The 14,646-nt window shown below is 72.6% G+C and carries 11 protein-coding genes; 3 read left to right on the top strand and 8 right to left on the bottom strand.

Going from position 1 to position 14,646, the window contains the following annotated elements; translation table 11 throughout:
* Positions 1–35 precede the first annotated feature (35 nt).
* The 6 genes from GC092_RS01920 to GC092_RS01895 form a co-directional block, all read right to left on the bottom strand.
* Positions 36–1,052, bottom strand: coding sequence for a hydroxyacid dehydrogenase (locus GC092_RS01920; protein WP_324013783.1), 1,017 nt, complete (start codon positions 1,050–1,052; stop codon positions 36–38).
* A gap of 27 nt (positions 1,053–1,079) precedes the next feature.
* Positions 1,080–1,742, bottom strand: coding sequence for a ferredoxin-NADPH reductase (locus GC092_RS01915; protein ID WP_324013782.1), 663 nt, complete (start codon positions 1,740–1,742; stop codon positions 1,080–1,082).
* 2 nt (positions 1,743–1,744) lie between these two features.
* The gene (locus GC092_RS01910) at positions 1,745–2,659 is read right to left on the bottom strand and encodes a carbohydrate ABC transporter permease (RefSeq protein ID WP_271172910.1); all 915 of its coding nucleotides are present in this window, start codon (positions 2,657–2,659) and stop codon (positions 1,745–1,747) included.
* Positions 2,659–3,573, bottom strand: a complete 915-nt coding sequence (locus GC092_RS01905; RefSeq protein WP_271172911.1) for a carbohydrate ABC transporter permease — start codon at positions 3,571–3,573, stop codon at positions 2,659–2,661. The genes GC092_RS01910 and GC092_RS01905 overlap by 1 nt, the downstream gene beginning before the upstream one ends.
* Before the next feature lie 177 nt (positions 3,574–3,750).
* Positions 3,751–5,049: an extracellular solute-binding protein gene (locus GC092_RS01900; RefSeq protein ID WP_282978750.1), complete on the bottom strand. Its 1,299-nt coding sequence runs from the start codon at positions 5,047–5,049 to the stop codon at positions 3,751–3,753.
* Between the two features lie 44 nt (positions 5,050–5,093).
* The gene (locus GC092_RS01895; protein WP_324013780.1) at positions 5,094–7,049 is read right to left on the bottom strand and encodes a DUF2264 domain-containing protein; all 1,956 of its coding nucleotides are present in this window, start codon (positions 7,047–7,049) and stop codon (positions 5,094–5,096) included.
* A 143-nt stretch (positions 7,050–7,192) separates the two neighbouring features.
* Between GC092_RS01895 and GC092_RS01890 the strand changes: the two genes are divergently transcribed.
* Both GC092_RS01890 and GC092_RS01885 read left to right on the top strand, forming a co-directional pair.
* Positions 7,193–9,091, top strand: coding sequence for a heparinase II/III domain-containing protein (locus GC092_RS01890; RefSeq protein ID WP_324013778.1), 1,899 nt, complete (start codon positions 7,193–7,195; stop codon positions 9,089–9,091).
* Positions 9,088–10,179, top strand: a complete 1,092-nt coding sequence (locus GC092_RS01885) for a substrate-binding domain-containing protein (protein WP_324013776.1) — start codon at positions 9,088–9,090, stop codon at positions 10,177–10,179. The genes GC092_RS01890 and GC092_RS01885 overlap by 4 nt, the downstream gene beginning before the upstream one ends.
* Positions 10,180–10,212: 33 nt before the next feature.
* Here the strand turns inward: GC092_RS01885 and GC092_RS01880 are convergent, their stop codons facing one another.
* Together GC092_RS01880 and GC092_RS01875 are read right to left on the bottom strand one after the other, a co-directional pair.
* Positions 10,213–11,055 (bottom strand): TIGR03620 family F420-dependent LLM class oxidoreductase, encoded by an 843-nt coding sequence (locus GC092_RS01880; RefSeq protein ID WP_324013775.1) that lies wholly within the window; start codon positions 11,053–11,055, stop codon positions 10,213–10,215.
* Positions 11,056–11,057: 2 nt separating this feature from the next.
* The gene (locus tag GC092_RS01875) at positions 11,058–12,155 is read right to left on the bottom strand and encodes an enoyl-CoA hydratase/isomerase family protein (protein WP_324013774.1); all 1,098 of its coding nucleotides are present in this window, start codon (positions 12,153–12,155) and stop codon (positions 11,058–11,060) included.
* 138 nt (positions 12,156–12,293) lie between these two features.
* Here GC092_RS01875 and GC092_RS01870 point away from each other — a divergent pair, with 138 nt between their 5' ends.
* Positions 12,294–14,642 carry an ATP-binding cassette domain-containing protein gene (locus GC092_RS01870; RefSeq protein ID WP_324013773.1) on the top strand — a complete coding sequence of 783 codons (2,349 nt, stop codon included), beginning with the start codon at positions 12,294–12,296 and terminating at the stop codon, positions 14,640–14,642.
* Positions 14,643–14,646 lie beyond the last annotated feature (4 nt).

Raw genomic sequence — 14,646 nt, 5'->3', positions numbered from 1 at the left:
ATGCCTCTCGGGCGGAGCGCCTCAGGCGGCGTGCCTCAGGCGGCGATGACGAGCGATTCGAGCAGGACGGGGTGGGCGAGCGGCTCCCCCGCGGCGACGCGGCGGAGCTCGGCGATCTCGGTGTCGATCATGCGATCGACCTCGGTGCCGACCGACCCGGCGATGTGCGGCGTGAGCAGCACGTTCGGGTGGTCGTAGAGCGGATGGTCGGGCGGGAGCGCCCACGGGACGGTCACGTCGAGCACTGCGTGCAGGTCTCCGACGAGGATCCGCTCGGTGAGCGCCTCCTGGTCGACGATCTCGCCGCGGGCCGTGTTGATGAACGTCGCGCCGGGGCGCATCGACGCGATGAGCGGCGCGGAGATGAGACCGCGCGTCGACGGCAGCGAGGGCGCGTGCACCGACACGACATCGCTCTCGGCGCACAGCTCGGCGAGCGTGACCGGCCGCGCGCCGAGTGCGGTCACCGCGTCGTCGGACAGCGTGGGGTCGAACAGGAGCACGTCGAGGTCGAACGGGCGCAGGAGCTCGACGACGCGGCGGCCGATGCGCGACGCGCCGACGATGCCGACGACGCGCCGGTAGTTGCCGACGACGCCCAGCCCGGCCTGGTCGATGAGCTCGCGGCGCTCGCGGTACTCGCGCGCGATCTGCACGATGCGCTTGTTCGACATGAGGATGGCGGCGAGGGTGAACTCGGCGACGGGCACGGCGTTCGCATCGACGGCCGAGCTCACCTGGATGCCGCGCTCCCACACGACGGGGTCGAGCTGGTCCTTCACGGATCCGGCGACGTGCAGGATCCAGCGCAGCCGAGGCGCGCGATCGAGCACGGCCGCGTCGACGCGCGGCGTGCGCCAACCGGTGATGAGCACGTCGGCCTCGGCGAGCGCGGCGAGCGCCTCGGGGGTGTCGAACGCGTCCACGGTCGCGAGCAGCTCGCCGTGGGCGGCCAGCTCCCGAGCGAGGTGCGTCTCGGACTCGGGAGCGAACGCGCCGGAGCCGACGGCGCTCACGATGCGCGGGCGGATGGCGATGGCGGGCGGGTTCATGGTGGTCCTTCGGGAGAGAGGGGAGGGTCAGGACTCTGCGGGCGCGAGCACGGGCTGCAGGGTGTAGCGCCCGCCTGCCCACACCACGTAGAGGCACGCGGCTGCGGTGAGCCCGATCCCGAGCGCGGGCGCGGCGACGACGACCGCTGCCTGCACGGCGACGACGGCGAACGAGGCGACGGTGAGCGGCCAGCGCCGCACGGCGAGCACGAGGCCCGCGCGCAGCACGTCGCGCAGCCGCGCGTCCGGATCCTCCGCGACCGCGACCATCCCGACCATCCCCATCGCGATCGCGAGCAGGGCGACGACGATGAGCAGCGGGGCGACGACCGCGCCGGCGCCGGTCGGGACGAGCACGAACACGTCGACGAGGGCGACGGTCACGACGGCGCCGACGAGCGCGGAGAGCGCGAGGGCGCGTCGCCAGGTCGCGCGCAGCGAACGGGCGAAGGCGCGCAGGACGCCGGTCTCGCCGTCGGCGTGCGCCCGGAACGTGCCGAACGCGGCGGCGACGCCGGGCCCCGCGAGCACCGCGGCGAGCGCGAGCGCGGGCCACGAGAGGGAGGGGTCGGTTGTCAGGAGCAGCGCGATGAGCGGCAGGGCGACCGCGGCGAGCGCGAGGTTCACGCCGAGCGCGAGGTGCACGACGCCGAAGAGCGTCGCGTACACGCTGTGCGGGATGCGCTTCATGATCAGCCCTTCATGCCGCTCGTCGCGATGCCCTCGACGAAGAACCGCTGGCCGAGGAGGAAGACGATCGCGATCGGCAGGATCGAGATCACGAGGCCCGCGAAGAGCACGCCGTAGTCCACGTCGTAGAGGCTCGAGACGAAGTTCTTGAGACCCAGCTGCATCGTCCACAGGCTCGGGTCGCGCAGGTAGATGAGCGGTCCGAGGTAGTCGTTCCACGTGTTCACGAAGGTGAGGAGCGACAGGCTCGCGATCGCCGGCACCGACAGCGGGAGCATGATCCGGCGCCAGATGCCGTACTCGCTGAGCCCGTCGAGGCGCGCCGCCTCGGACAGGTCCTCGGGGACGGTCTCGTAGAACTGCTTCATGAGGAACACGCCGAACGCGCCGAACGCCTGGAGCAGGATGATCGACCACAGCGTGTTCGCGAGGCCCGCGTCCGACAGCAGGATGAACTGCGGGATCATGTACGACTGCCACGGGACGGCGATCGTCGCGACGTAGAGGAGGAACAGCGCGTCGCGGCCGGGGAAGCGGATCCGAGAGAACCCGTACGCCGCGAACGAGCCGGTCAGCACCTGCAGGGCCGTGACCGTGACCGAGAGGACGAGCGTGTTGCGGATCCACGTGACGATGTCGGAGCGCGTCCAGATCTCCACGTAGTTGTCCCACACGAACACCTCGGGGATCCAGCGGATCGGCACCGAGAAGACCGCGTTGGCCTCCTTGAGCGAGCTCATGATCATCCAGAAGAACGGAGTCAGCATGGCGGCCGCCGCCGCGATGAGCGCGACGTAGAGGAGCGCGCGGGCGATCGGGTGCGCCTTCCCTCCCGCGCCGCGCGGGCGGGGCTTCGGGTCGATCGAGAGCCGGCGACGGGTCGGCTCGGGGGCGACGAGGGTCATGGTCTCGCTCATCACGAGTCCTTCCGCTTGTTCCACAGGAACTGCGCGATCGTCACGACGATGCACAGGAGGAAGAGCACGACGGCCGCGGCGGACGCGTAGCCGAACTGGTTCTCCTCGAAGCCCTTGCGGTAGATGAACTGCGAGATCACGGTCGTCGACTGGCCGGGGCCGCCGTTGGTGAGCACGAGGATGAGGTCGAAGATCTTGAACGAGTTGATCGTGAGCATGACCGTGACGAAGAACATCGTCGGCCGCAGCATCGGGATCGTGACGTTCCAGAACCGCTCGAAGACGTTCGCGCCATCCATCCGGGCCGCCTCGTGCAGCTCGCGCGGCACCGTCTGCAGCGCCGCGAGGAAGAGCACCATGTAGTAGCCCATGTCGCGCCACGTGCTGATGATCACGACCGCGGGCATCGCCCACTCGGCCGAGGTGAGCCATCCGGGCGGCTCGGCGATCCCGATGAAGCGGAGGATCTCGTTGATCGGGCCGTACTGCGGGCTGAACAGGAGGTTCCACACGAGCGCGATCGCGACGATCGACGTGATGTAGGGGAAGAACGCGGCGGTGCGGAAGAACGCGACGCCGCGCAGCTTGTTGTTGAGCAGGAGCGCGAGCCCCAGCGACACGACGATCGTGAGCGGGATGTGCAGGACCGAGTAGTACAGCGTGTTGACGAACGCGGTCCGGAAGCTCCCGTCGCCGAGCAGGCGCTGGAAGTTCTGCAGCCCGACGAACTGCGACGATCCGAAGATGTTCCAGTTCGTGAGGGACATGTAGAACAGGACGACCACGGGCACGAGCGTGAGGACGGCGAACCCGAGGAAGTTCGGCAGGATGAAGCTCCACCCGATGAGGGTGTTGCGCATCCGCAGGCGGGATGGGCGACGCCGTGCAGGCGGCGCCGTCGCGGTGGTGGTCATGATGCTCCTAGGTCCTGGTCCTGATGTCTCACGCGCGGTGTCGTTCACTCCGGTCGTTGAGCGAGCGAGGAACGAGCGAGTCGAAACGCGGTGCCTCGTCTCGAGGTCGGCTTGCGACGTTTCGACTCGCTGCGCTCGCTCAACGACCGGGAAGCGGCTCGCTGCGCTCGCTGAGTGCTACTCGGTGCCGACCTCGTTGGCGACGCGCTCCTCGGCCTCCGCGATCGCGGCGTCGACGTCAGCCGAGCCGGACAGGATGGCCGAGTGCATGTCGGCGAGGATGTTCTGCACCGCGGCGGTCTTGCTCGAGGTCGGGCTCTCGGCCTTCGTCTCGTGGGTCTGCACGGCGAACGCCGACAGCTCGTCCTGCGGAGCGCCCTCGACGCCGAAGTACGCCTCGACGACCGGGTCGGTCAGAAGCGCGGGCGAGATGCCGATGCCGGCGAGTGCCGTCGCGGCCTCCTCGCTCGCGGCGAAGGCGAGGAAGTCCTTCGCGATGTCGACCTTGCTCTGGTCGATGTTGGCGTTGATCGCGAGACCCGTCGGGTCGCCGAACGTGACCGGTGTCGCGTCGGGACCGGTCGTGGCAGCGTCCTGCTGCGGGATCGGCGCGATGCCCCACTCGAAGTCGTCGGCCTCACCCGAGGCCTGCTGCGCGATGAGGGTCGCGACGAACCACGTGCCCATGGGCAGCATGGCGGCCTTCTGCTTGCCGAACTCGCCCTGGTAGGTGAGCTGGTTCGCCGTGACGGTGTTGTACGCCTCCTGGGCGCCGGCCTCCTGCAGCGCGAGGACGCGCTCGTAGTACGGGGCGAAGTAGTCGTAGTCGCCGCTCAGCAGGTCCGCTCCCTCGGTCTGCGCGGTCGCGAAGCCCTGCACGGTCGACTGCCAGCCGTGCTGGTACGCGCCCTTCGCGGTCGATCCCGCCTCGCCGAGCTTGGTCGTGAGCTCCTCGGCGGCCGCCTCGTAGTCGTCCCAGGTCCACGATCCGTCGGGCTGGGCGACGCCCGCCTCGTCGAAGAGCGCCTTGTTGTAGAAGAGGACCCACGAGTCCTGGCGGTACGGCACCGCGTACGCCGTGCCGTCGACCTCGTACGACGCGGCGCCGCCGATCCCCTCGGGCAGCTCGACGTCGGACACATCGAGCAGCTGCCCGCCCTCCTGGAAGGTCGTGACGTACTTGACCTCCTTCTGGGTGATGATGTCGGGGCCCTTGCCCGCCGCGAGGTCGGCCGTCACGAGGGTGTTGTACTCGGCCGGGTCGTAGTCCACGATCTCGACCGTCACGTCGGGGTGGGCGTCCTCGAACAGGTCGGCGAGGAGCTGGAACTCGGGCGTCGTCTCGACGCTCCAGCCGGAGAGGGTCAGCGTGACCGGCCCGTCGGGATCGGCCGCCGGCGTGCCGCCGCCGCATCCGGCGAGGGCGATGGCCGAGGCCGCGAGGCCGGCCGATGCGGCGATGATGCGCTTCTTCATGGGAGTGCTGCTCCTTTGCTGCAGGATTTTCGGGTGTTCGGGGGTCACCGCTGCGCGGGCTGCGCGAGGCGGAGGTCTGAGAGGGCCGTCGTCGTCTCGACGCCGTCGGGCCAGGTGATGTGCGCGCTGTCGCCGTCGAGACGGAGCTGCACGTGCGGCAGCTCCTCGGCGCCCGAGAGGGCGAGCTCGACCGCGCGCCACTCGCCGACGACGACCGCGCTCTCGAGAACGGGGACGGCGGCGGTCTCGCCGAGCGGGCTCGCGTCGCGTCGCTGCTCGACCCGGGCGCTCGCGACGTGCCCGAGCGCGCGGATGGCGCTGGTCGTGCCCTCGACCGACGCGATCGCGATCGCGTCGGGTGCGGTCTCGACGCGCGCGTCGACCCGGGCGCCCGCGGCGGGCCATCCGCCCCAGCGCAGCCGCCATCCGGCGAGGCTGCTCTCGGGGTCGTCGACTCGCGCGAGGCGCACCTCGTGCGCGCCGCGGACGATCGACACGACCGACAGCCGCGCGACCGCCTCTGCCGTGCCGCGCAGGCCCGAGCCGTGCGCGACCTGGTCGGCATCGGCCGAGAAGGTGTGCGCGACCGCGGTCGATGCGCCGACGCCGACGCCGTCGCCGGCGCGCACGCCGTGGCAGGACATCCCGGCGCGGTGGGTCGCGGCGCCGGTCGGGTCGACGAGCGAGACGGACTGCTCGAGCGGCTCGCGCCATCCGCGCGCGTCGAGCAGCGGGCTCGTGGCGGTCGAGTATCCGAGCCGCGCGTACAGCGGCGAGTCGGCGACGAGCGCCCCCTCGACCTCGTGGTCCGTGCCGTGGTTCGCGACGCGCACGATGCCGTCCGTGGCCGTGCCCGAGACGATCCACCCCGGCGCCGCGATCGCGCGCACGAAGTCGCCGCGCTCGACCGGGAGCGGCTCTGCGGGAGCATCCCAGACCGGATGGTCGGCCGGGAGCATGATCCCGAGCAGGCCCTTGGCGGCCCAGTAGGGCGAGCCCGGCCCCGAGTACGACTGCGCGAGCTGGCGCCATTCGCCGTGCCAGCCCATCGTCAGCACGCCGCGGTCGTCGGGGATGCCCCGGTCGGCGAAGTGCGACACGATCCGTGCGGCCGCATGACGCAGCGCGCCCGCGGAGACCGAAGGCACGTCGGCGACGACGCCTGCCCAGAACGGCGCGGCCGCCGCGAAGCGGTAGATGAGGCTGCGGCCCTGGATGAGGGGCGAGCCGTCGGCGCCGACGAGGTGCACGGCGTCCTGCAGGAAGCGGTCGAGCGACGCCCGGTCTGCCGCGATGCGGTCGCCGGCGAGATCGGCGGCGCCCGCCATGCGCGCCCAGAGCACGGGGTAGAGGTGCAGCGCCCAGCCGACGTAGTGGTCGTACGAGCGCGCCGCGCCGTCGGCCATCCACCCCTCGCCGCGCGCGAACGTGTCGTGCAGCGCGAGATCCGCGGCGATGTCGTCGGCGGACCAGGGACCGCCCACCGAGCGCAGGAAGGTCTGCACGACGACGCGGAACCACAGCCAGTTGATCGGCGGATAGGTGTCGTCGCCGACCGCGGGAGCCAGGTAGTCGATCACGCGCTGCTGCGTGAGCGCGTCGAGGCGGTCCCAGATCCAGGGGCGGGTCAGGTCGAGGATGAGCGCGATCGACGCGGCCTCGACCTTCGCCTGCGCATGCTCCTCCATGCGCACCCAGCGGTCGGGCGCGTCGGGATCGACGCCCGCGCGGATGCCCTGCGAGAAGAAGTCGATGAGGTGGTCGACGCCGCGGCCGCGCTCTCCCGCGATGCGGAAGCCCGCGATGAGGAAGGTGCGCGCGAAGCCCTCGAGGCCGTCGACGTCGCGTCCGTAGCCGCCCTCGGCGCCGGGGATGAGGATGCGCCCGCGGCCGGCGGAGCCGTGCGCCATCGCGCCCTCCAGGAGGCGGTCGGCGTAGGCCGTCCAGTCGGCGCGCGTCCACTCGGACGAGTGCGCTGCGCGGGCGGGTGCGGGTGTCACGGGTTCCCCTTCGAACGGCGTGCGGGCGGGCTGACGTTGAGGAGCGTATCAATCAGATCCGCTCTTGCAAACGCAATCTTGAACGGGCATGATCGTTTCTGATCATTTCGGCGGATGTGGCCGAGGGCAGGAGGAGATCGACGATGACCCCTTTCCGTGGACCGCTCGCGGACGCGCTCGCGCGCGCAGCCGGCGTCGAGCTCGATGCCCTCGACCGGGCCCTCGCCGAGCGACTCGCCGAGCCCGACGCCGCTCTTCCGCCCGCCGATCTGCGGCACGCAGACCCTGCTGCCATCGCCGCCTTCCGCGCGCGGGCCGAGCGCGAGCTGGCGGAGCCCTGGCCGCAGCCCCGTGCGCACGACGCGGCCCGATTCCACGGCGACGGCGACCGCGTCGCCTGGGAGGCGCCCGCCTTCGCCCGCCAGGAGCGCCTCACGCGCGTCGCGGTCCTCGCGGGCGCCGGGGGCGAGGAGACGTGGCTCGACGAGACGCTCGACGGCGTCGTGATGCTCTGCGAGCAGAGCTCGTGGTGCTGGCCCGCGCACGATGACACGCGCGATCTGCACGGGGCCGTCCTTGCGACCGTGACCGACCCCTATGTCGATCTCGGCGCGGGCGAGGTCGTGTCGCAGCTCGCCTGGCTCGACCACGCGGTCGGCGAGCAGCTCGAGGCCCGCTTCCCCGGCATCCGGGCGCGCGTGCGGCACGAGGCGCACGTGCGGATCTTCGAGCCGTTCCTCCGCCGCCGCGACTGGCGGTGGATCGGCCTCGACGGACACGTCCACAACTGGAACCCCTGGATCCACGGCAACGTGCTCGTCGCCGCGCTGCGGCTGCTCGACGCCCCCGAGCAGCGCGACGAGCGGGCGCGCGTCGTCGCCCTCGTCGTCGAGGGCCTCGACCGCTACGTCGCCGCGCTGCCCCTCGACGGCGCGATCGACGAGGGCTACGCCTACTGGTGGAACGGCGCGTGCCGCCTGCTCGAGGCGCTCGACGTGCTCGCGCACGCGACCGGCCTCGACGTGACCGGCGACATCCCGTCGCTGCGCGAGACGATCGCCTTCCCGCATCGCATGCACCTCGGCGGGCCGTGGTTCGTGAACGCCGCCGACGGGCAGGCGCGTCAGACCGGGCCGCAGCCGTGGCACGCGCTCCACCGCGCGGCGCGACGCGTCGGTGACGACGCGGCGGCCGCCTTCGCCGCGCTCCACCGCGATCCGTCGCGCCCCGCCGTCGCCGAGCCGGAGGGTCTCGGCCGGGTGCTCCGCGGGCTGACCGATCCCGCGTGGCTCGCGGCCGACCCGGGCTCCGACCCGCTGCCCGCCCGCGTGTGGCTCCCGTCGACCGAGATGCTCGTCGTCCGCGAGCGCGAGGGCGAGCCGCGCGGCCTGACCGTGGTCGGCAAGGGAGGGCACAACGCCGAGAGCCACAACCACGACGACGTCGGGAGCGTCATCGTCGCATCCGACGGAGTGCCCGTCGTCGTGGATGCGGGCCGGCCGACGTACGAGGCGCGGACGTTCAGCGACGCGCGGTACGAGCTCTGGCCCATGCAGAGCGCGTGGCACAGCGTCCCGTTCATCCGCGGACGGGGGCAGTCGGAGGGGCGCGAGCGCGCGGCGCGCCTCGTCGACGTCGGCGACGCCGAGCTCGTCCTCGAGCTCGCGGACGCCTACGACGTGCCCGAGCTCGAGAGCTGGCGCCGCGCCATCCGCCTCGACCGCGCGCGACGCACGGTCGCGATCGCCGACGCCTGGCGTCTCGCACCCGGGGACGGCGCGACCGAGATCCGCCTGCTCGCGGCCGGCGACGTCAGCCTCGCGGAGGGCGCCGCGCGGATCGTCCCGCTCGACGAGGCGCGGCCCGTCGAGCTGTCGTGGGACCCCGCGGCCCCGGCACGGCTCGTCGAGCAGCCGCTCACCGACCCCATGCTCACCCATGTGTGGGGCGAGCGCCTCGTCCGCATCGACATCGACGTGTCGGGCCTCGCCGAGCTCACGGTCACCGTGCGCCAGGATGGATCGACCGAGGAGGGACGATGACCGATCAGAGCGCGCCGCTCGCGGCCTCGCGCCGCGACCTCATCCTCGACGCGCTGGCGCGCGCGGGCGCCGTCCGCGTGTCGCAGCTCACCGAGGACCTGGGCGTGGCGGCCGTGACGCTGCGCCGCGACCTGCAGCAGCTCGAGGAGGAGGGCCTGCTCATGCGCGTGCACGGCGGCGCCGTGCCGCCGCCCGGAGGCGTCATCGCCCGGCGCCCCTCCCCCGACCGCGCGTCGGCCGCGAGCATCGGCGTGCTCGTGCCGTCGCTCGACTTCTACTGGCCGCAGGTCGTGCGCTCGCTCGAGGGCGCCGCCCGCGAGCACGGCGCGTCGATCCTCCTGCGCGGCACCTCGTACGACATGCAGGACGAGCGCCCCGTCCTCGAGCGGATGGTCGAGGCAGGCGATCTCGCCGGGCTGGTCGTCGCGCCGAACACCGACACCGAGTACGCGCAGGACGTCATCGCGTGGCTCACCTCGTCGGGGATCCCGTTCGTGCTCGCCGAGCGCGAGGCGGTGTCGCGCCCCGACGGGGCCCCGGTCGAGTCCGTCACGACCGACCACGCGCTCGGCGCGGTGCTCGCGGCGCGTCACCTCGCGCAGCTGGGCCACCGCAAGGTCGGCCTCCTCATCTCGCGCAACTCGCCGACCTCGCGCAAGATCATCGCCGGATGGACGGCCGCGTGCCGCGAGCTCGAGCTCACCCCCGCGGAGCACGTGGAGCGGATCCTACCCGACCGGGGCGCCCCCGGCTTCTCGAAGGGCGTCGACGAGATGCTCGACAGCGTGCTGAAGGCCGGCGTGACGGCTCTGCTCGTCCACTCCGACCGCGAGGCCATGGCGATCGTCGACCTCGTGCTCTCGCGCGGCCTGTCGGTGCCGGGCGACCTCTCCGTCGTCGCCTACGACGACGAGTTCGCCGAGCTCTTCACGCCCGCCCTCACGGGCGTCGCTCCCCCGCGCGCGGCGATCGGGCGCGCCGCGCTCGAGCTCCTCTTCGCGCGCATCGCCGACCCGTCGCGTCCCGTGCACCGCGTGACGCTGAGCCCCGCGCTCAACGTGCGCGCGTCGACGGGGGCACCGGCGTAGCGCCGCCGGCTCCGCGTCGGCGGCGCGGTCGCGTCAGTGCCGCAGGGGCTCGAGGCCGAGCGCCGGCGCGAGCCGCTCGAGCGACCCGAGCGGGTCGTCTCCGAGCGGCTGCAGCGCCACGTGGTCGGCGCCCGCGCCGAGGTGCGTGCGCAGTGCGGCGGCCGCGGCCCCGGGGTCGGGGTTCGCCGCGACGGCGTCGATGAGCTCGTCCGACCCGCCGTCGGCGAAGTCCTCGTCTCTCGCGCCGAAGCGCTTGAGCGCGTCGACGTAGTTCGACAGCCGGAAGTAACGCTCGAGGTAGGCCCTGGCGGTCGCGCGTGCGGTCTCGGCCGAGTCGGCGAGCGCGACCTTCATCTCCGGCGCGAGGAGCGCGTCGCCGAGCACCTCGCGCGCATGCGCGGTGTGCGCGGGGACGGTGAGGTACGGATGGGCGCCGAGCGTGCGCTCCGCGGCGAGCGCGAGCGTGCGGTCGCCGAGCGCCGCGAGCACGCGCTGATCGGGGCGGACGCCCTCCGCATCGAGCACATCGAGGTACGCGTTGAGCGCGGCGAGCGGCTTCTCGCGGTGCGGCGTGGCCTCGCGATGCCCCGAGCCGATGCCGAGGACGAGCCGGCCGGGATGCGCGTCCTCGATCCGATGGAACGCTCGAGCCACGCTCTCGGCGTCGGCCTGCCAGATGTTGACGATGCCGGTCGCGACGATGATCGACGTCGTCGCGTCGAGGAGCTCCTCGACGATCACGAGGTCCTGCGCGGGCGACCCGCCCACCCACAGCGTTCCGTATCCGAGCTGCTCGACGCCCTGGGCGAAGGCGCCGTCGAGGCGCGCCGCGGGGCGCCACACGCCGTAGGAGCCGAACTCCGCCTTGTCGGTCATGCTCACCTCTCCAAGTCGGGGAACAGCATCCGCTCCGCGCGGTGCGCGAAGGCCGTGCCCACCGTGTCGGGGTGCACATCCGCCACCGTAGCCGGGTTCCAGCGCGGCTGCCGGTCCTTGTCGATCACCTGCGCCCTGATCCCCTCGACGAGGTCGGGCTGCGTCGCGAGGTACCAGCACATGAGGTGGTACTCCTGCTCGAGCGCGTGGCGCTGCGACGGCAGCGCGCGAGCCGAGCGGATGGCCCCGAGCGTGACGACGAGCGCGGTCGGCGAGCGCTCGTCGAGGGCCGCGAGGGCCGTGGCCGGCGACGGGTTCTCGTCGGCGGCGACGCCCTCCGCGACCAGCTGCTCGAGCCGCTCGCGGATCTCGGGGAGCGTGTCGGCCGAGAAGGCGCGGTCGATCCACGGCTGCGCGCGCTGGATCCGGCTCGGCTCGGGCGTCTCGTCGAAGAGCATGACGAGCTCGGTCGGCGTGGCCGGGTCCGCGCGCATCTCGAGGGCGTCGACGACCGACGGGATGCGGTCGCTCGGGACGTAGTGGTCGGCGAAGCCGCAGTGGATGGCGTCGGCGGCGTCCATCGTGTCGCTCGTGAGCGCGAGGTACTCGCCGAGACGGCCTGGCGCGTGCGCGAGGAGCCACGATCCGCCGGCGTCGGGCGAGAATCCGATGCGCGTCTCGGGCATCGCGAGGCGCGAGCGCTCGGTCACGATGCGGACGTGCGCGTTGCCGGCGAGCCCGATCCCGCCGCCCATGGTGACGCCGTCGGCGATCGCGACGATGGGCTTGGGATACGCGGCGACCTCGGCGTCGACGCGGTACTCGACGCGGAAGAACGGCTCGGCGGCCGGCTCGCCGCCGTCGAGCATGCTCGCGTACAGGGCGCGGATGTCGCCGCCCGCCGAGAACCCGCGGTCGCCGGCGCCCTCGAGCAGCACGATCGCGACATCCGGCTCACCCCGCCATCCGTCCAGGATCTCGCCCACGGCCTGGAGCATCTCGAGCGAGAGGGCGTTGATGGCCTCGGGGCGGTCGAGCGTGATGCGCCCCACCCCGCTCTGCATCTTCGCGGCGACTCTGGCCGAAGGCGTCGTGTCCATCACGCGTGCCACGTTACCCGGCGCGCGTCCCGGCCCCGGCCGCGGGGTGCCCACGCAGGGGTTTGCGCCGATGTGCCACGGTTCTCAGCGGGATTCCGACAAGATAGGGGGAACATGCATGCAGATGAAGGGGTCACCATGACCGACGGCAAGGTGCTCGAGTTCACGGGCGTCACGAAGACCTTCGACGGGATCGCCGCTGTCTCGGACTTCACCGCCCGCGTGGACCCCGGCTTCGTGACCGCGTTCCTCGGCCCCAACGGGGCGGGCAAGACGACGACGCTGCGGATCCTCCTCGGGCAGCTGCGCGCCAACGCGGGCACCGCGACGATCGGCGGCAAGACGTTCGCGCAGCTCTCCAGCCCGCGCCGCGTCGTGGGCTGGGTGTCGGAGTCGCCGACGTTCCGGGCGCGCCGCACGGCGGTCAAGCACCTGAGCACGGTCGCACGTCAGGCCGGGGTGCCCTCGTCGCGCGTGGCCGAGGTGCTCGCGCTCGTGGGCCTCTCCGAGGTCGCCGACATGCGCATCTCGGGCTACTCCCTCGGCATGACGCAGCGACTCGCGGTCGCGGAGGCGATGATCGGCGACCCCGGCGTGCTCGTCCTCGACGAGCCCGCGAACGGACTCGATCCCGAGGGCATCCGGTGGATGCGCCTCCTCATGCGCCGCCTCGCCGACGAGGGCCGCACGGTGCTCGTGTCGTCGCACCTGCTCAGCGAGATCCAGCAGGTCGCGGATCGGCTCCTCGTCATCTCGAACGGCTCGCTCGTCTTCGCGGGCGCCATCGAGGACCTCGAGGACGCGTCGTCGCAGACGGTCGCGGTCGACTCGCTCGACCGCGCCGCGCTCTCGCGCGCCCTGCGCGACGCGGGCTACGAGGTCGAGCTGCTGCGCTCGGGCATCAACGTGCAGGGCGCCTCGGCCGCGGAGATCGGCGCGCTCGCCGCGCAGGCCGGTGTCGCGCTCACCACGCTGCAGCAGCGCAGCCCCAGCCTCGAGGACGTCTTCATCCAGCTCGTGAGCGGCGAGTATGTGCCGCCGATGACCGCGGCGCTGCCGCCGACGGCGGATTCGGCGGATGGCATGGTCGCGGACGTCTCGGATGACGCGGATGCCGCGAGTACGGATGTCTCGGATGTCGCAGCTGCGGATGTCTCGGATGGCGCGGCTGCGGATGTCTCGGATGGCGCGGCTGCGGATGTCTCAGATGAGGCGGACGCGACGACCGTGGACGCCGAGGCCGACCGCCGCGAGGACGCGGAGTCGAACTCCGAGGATGCGGGTCTCTCCCCCGCCGAGGTCGGCGTGACGGCTGCCGCGGGCGCCGCTGCCGGAGTCGGCGTGGCCGCCATCGTGACCGACGCGACCGACGAACAGCCGGCCGACGCCGACTCGGGGGAGACTGCCGACGCCGACGAAGCTCGCCAGGGCGCCGACGCCACCGGTGAGAACGCGGACGCCGCCGAGGAGGGCGAGGCGGACGCCGAAGACGCCGCACCCCAGGGCGCTGCGGACGCAGAGGGAGAGACGGCCTCCGACGAGACGATCTCCAACGAGACGGCCTCCGACGGGACGGCCTCCGACGGGACGGCCTCCGACGAGACCGAGGACTACGCGCCGGCGGAGTACGAGGCCGCCGGCGAGGAGGACGACGCCGAGGGCGAGGACGCGGCAGCGGAAGCGGAAGCGGAAGCGCTCGAGCACACCGCCCCCGAGGACGCGCCGATCGAGGACGCGCCGTTCGTCGCCGACGCGCCGGCGCCGGTGCCCACGTGGCACATCCCCGCCGCTCCTGCGCCGACCACCGACGCCGACTTCGAGCGCGAGGTCGCCGAGGCCGACGCCTTCCTCCAGGCTCCGGCCATGGACGGCGACCCCGGCGCCGCGCACGCGTGGGACGACGAGGCTCCCGCAGCTCCCGAGCACGTCGCCGAGAGCCACGAGGACTGGACGCCCGAGGCCGACGACGCCGACGCCCCGGCCGATGCCTTCGCCGCCGATTCCGATCCGTCGGAGGCTCCCCACGACAGGCACGAGGGCGACGAGGATGCTCCTCGCGACGACGCCGACAGCCCCGACGTGCTCGAGGAGCCCGACGCGGTCGTCGAGTTCGACGGTGGCGACGACGCCGAGGACGCCGAGGCGGCTCCGTTCGCGGGCGGCCTGCCGGGGTCGGCGCGTCTGGCGAACCTCCTGGCCGGTGGCGACGAGCCGGTCGGCGGCGCGGCCGCGTTCCTGGGCCAGGACGCCGACGAGCACGAGCCGGGCGAGCCGACCATCGCCATCCCGGCGATCGACCACCTTTCGACGGAGACCGTGGCCGTGCCGATGATCGGCGCCGAGGAGTCCACCGAGGAAGAGGACGCGGCCGTCGTCGAGGGCGAGAACGAGGAGGGCTTCTCGTTCGACGACATCCTGCGCGGAGCGGGCGTCGACCCGGTGACCTACGAGGGCACCGAGCAGCCCACCGAGGACGACGCCGACTGACGAC

It is taken from the genome of Microbacterium sp. JZ37 (assembly GCF_035188445.1).
Lineage (GTDB): Bacteria > Actinomycetota > Actinomycetes > Actinomycetales > Microbacteriaceae > Microbacterium > Microbacterium barkeri.
The sequence above is the reverse complement of the archived record's forward strand: the minus strand, read 5'-3'. Positions and strand labels throughout refer to the sequence as shown.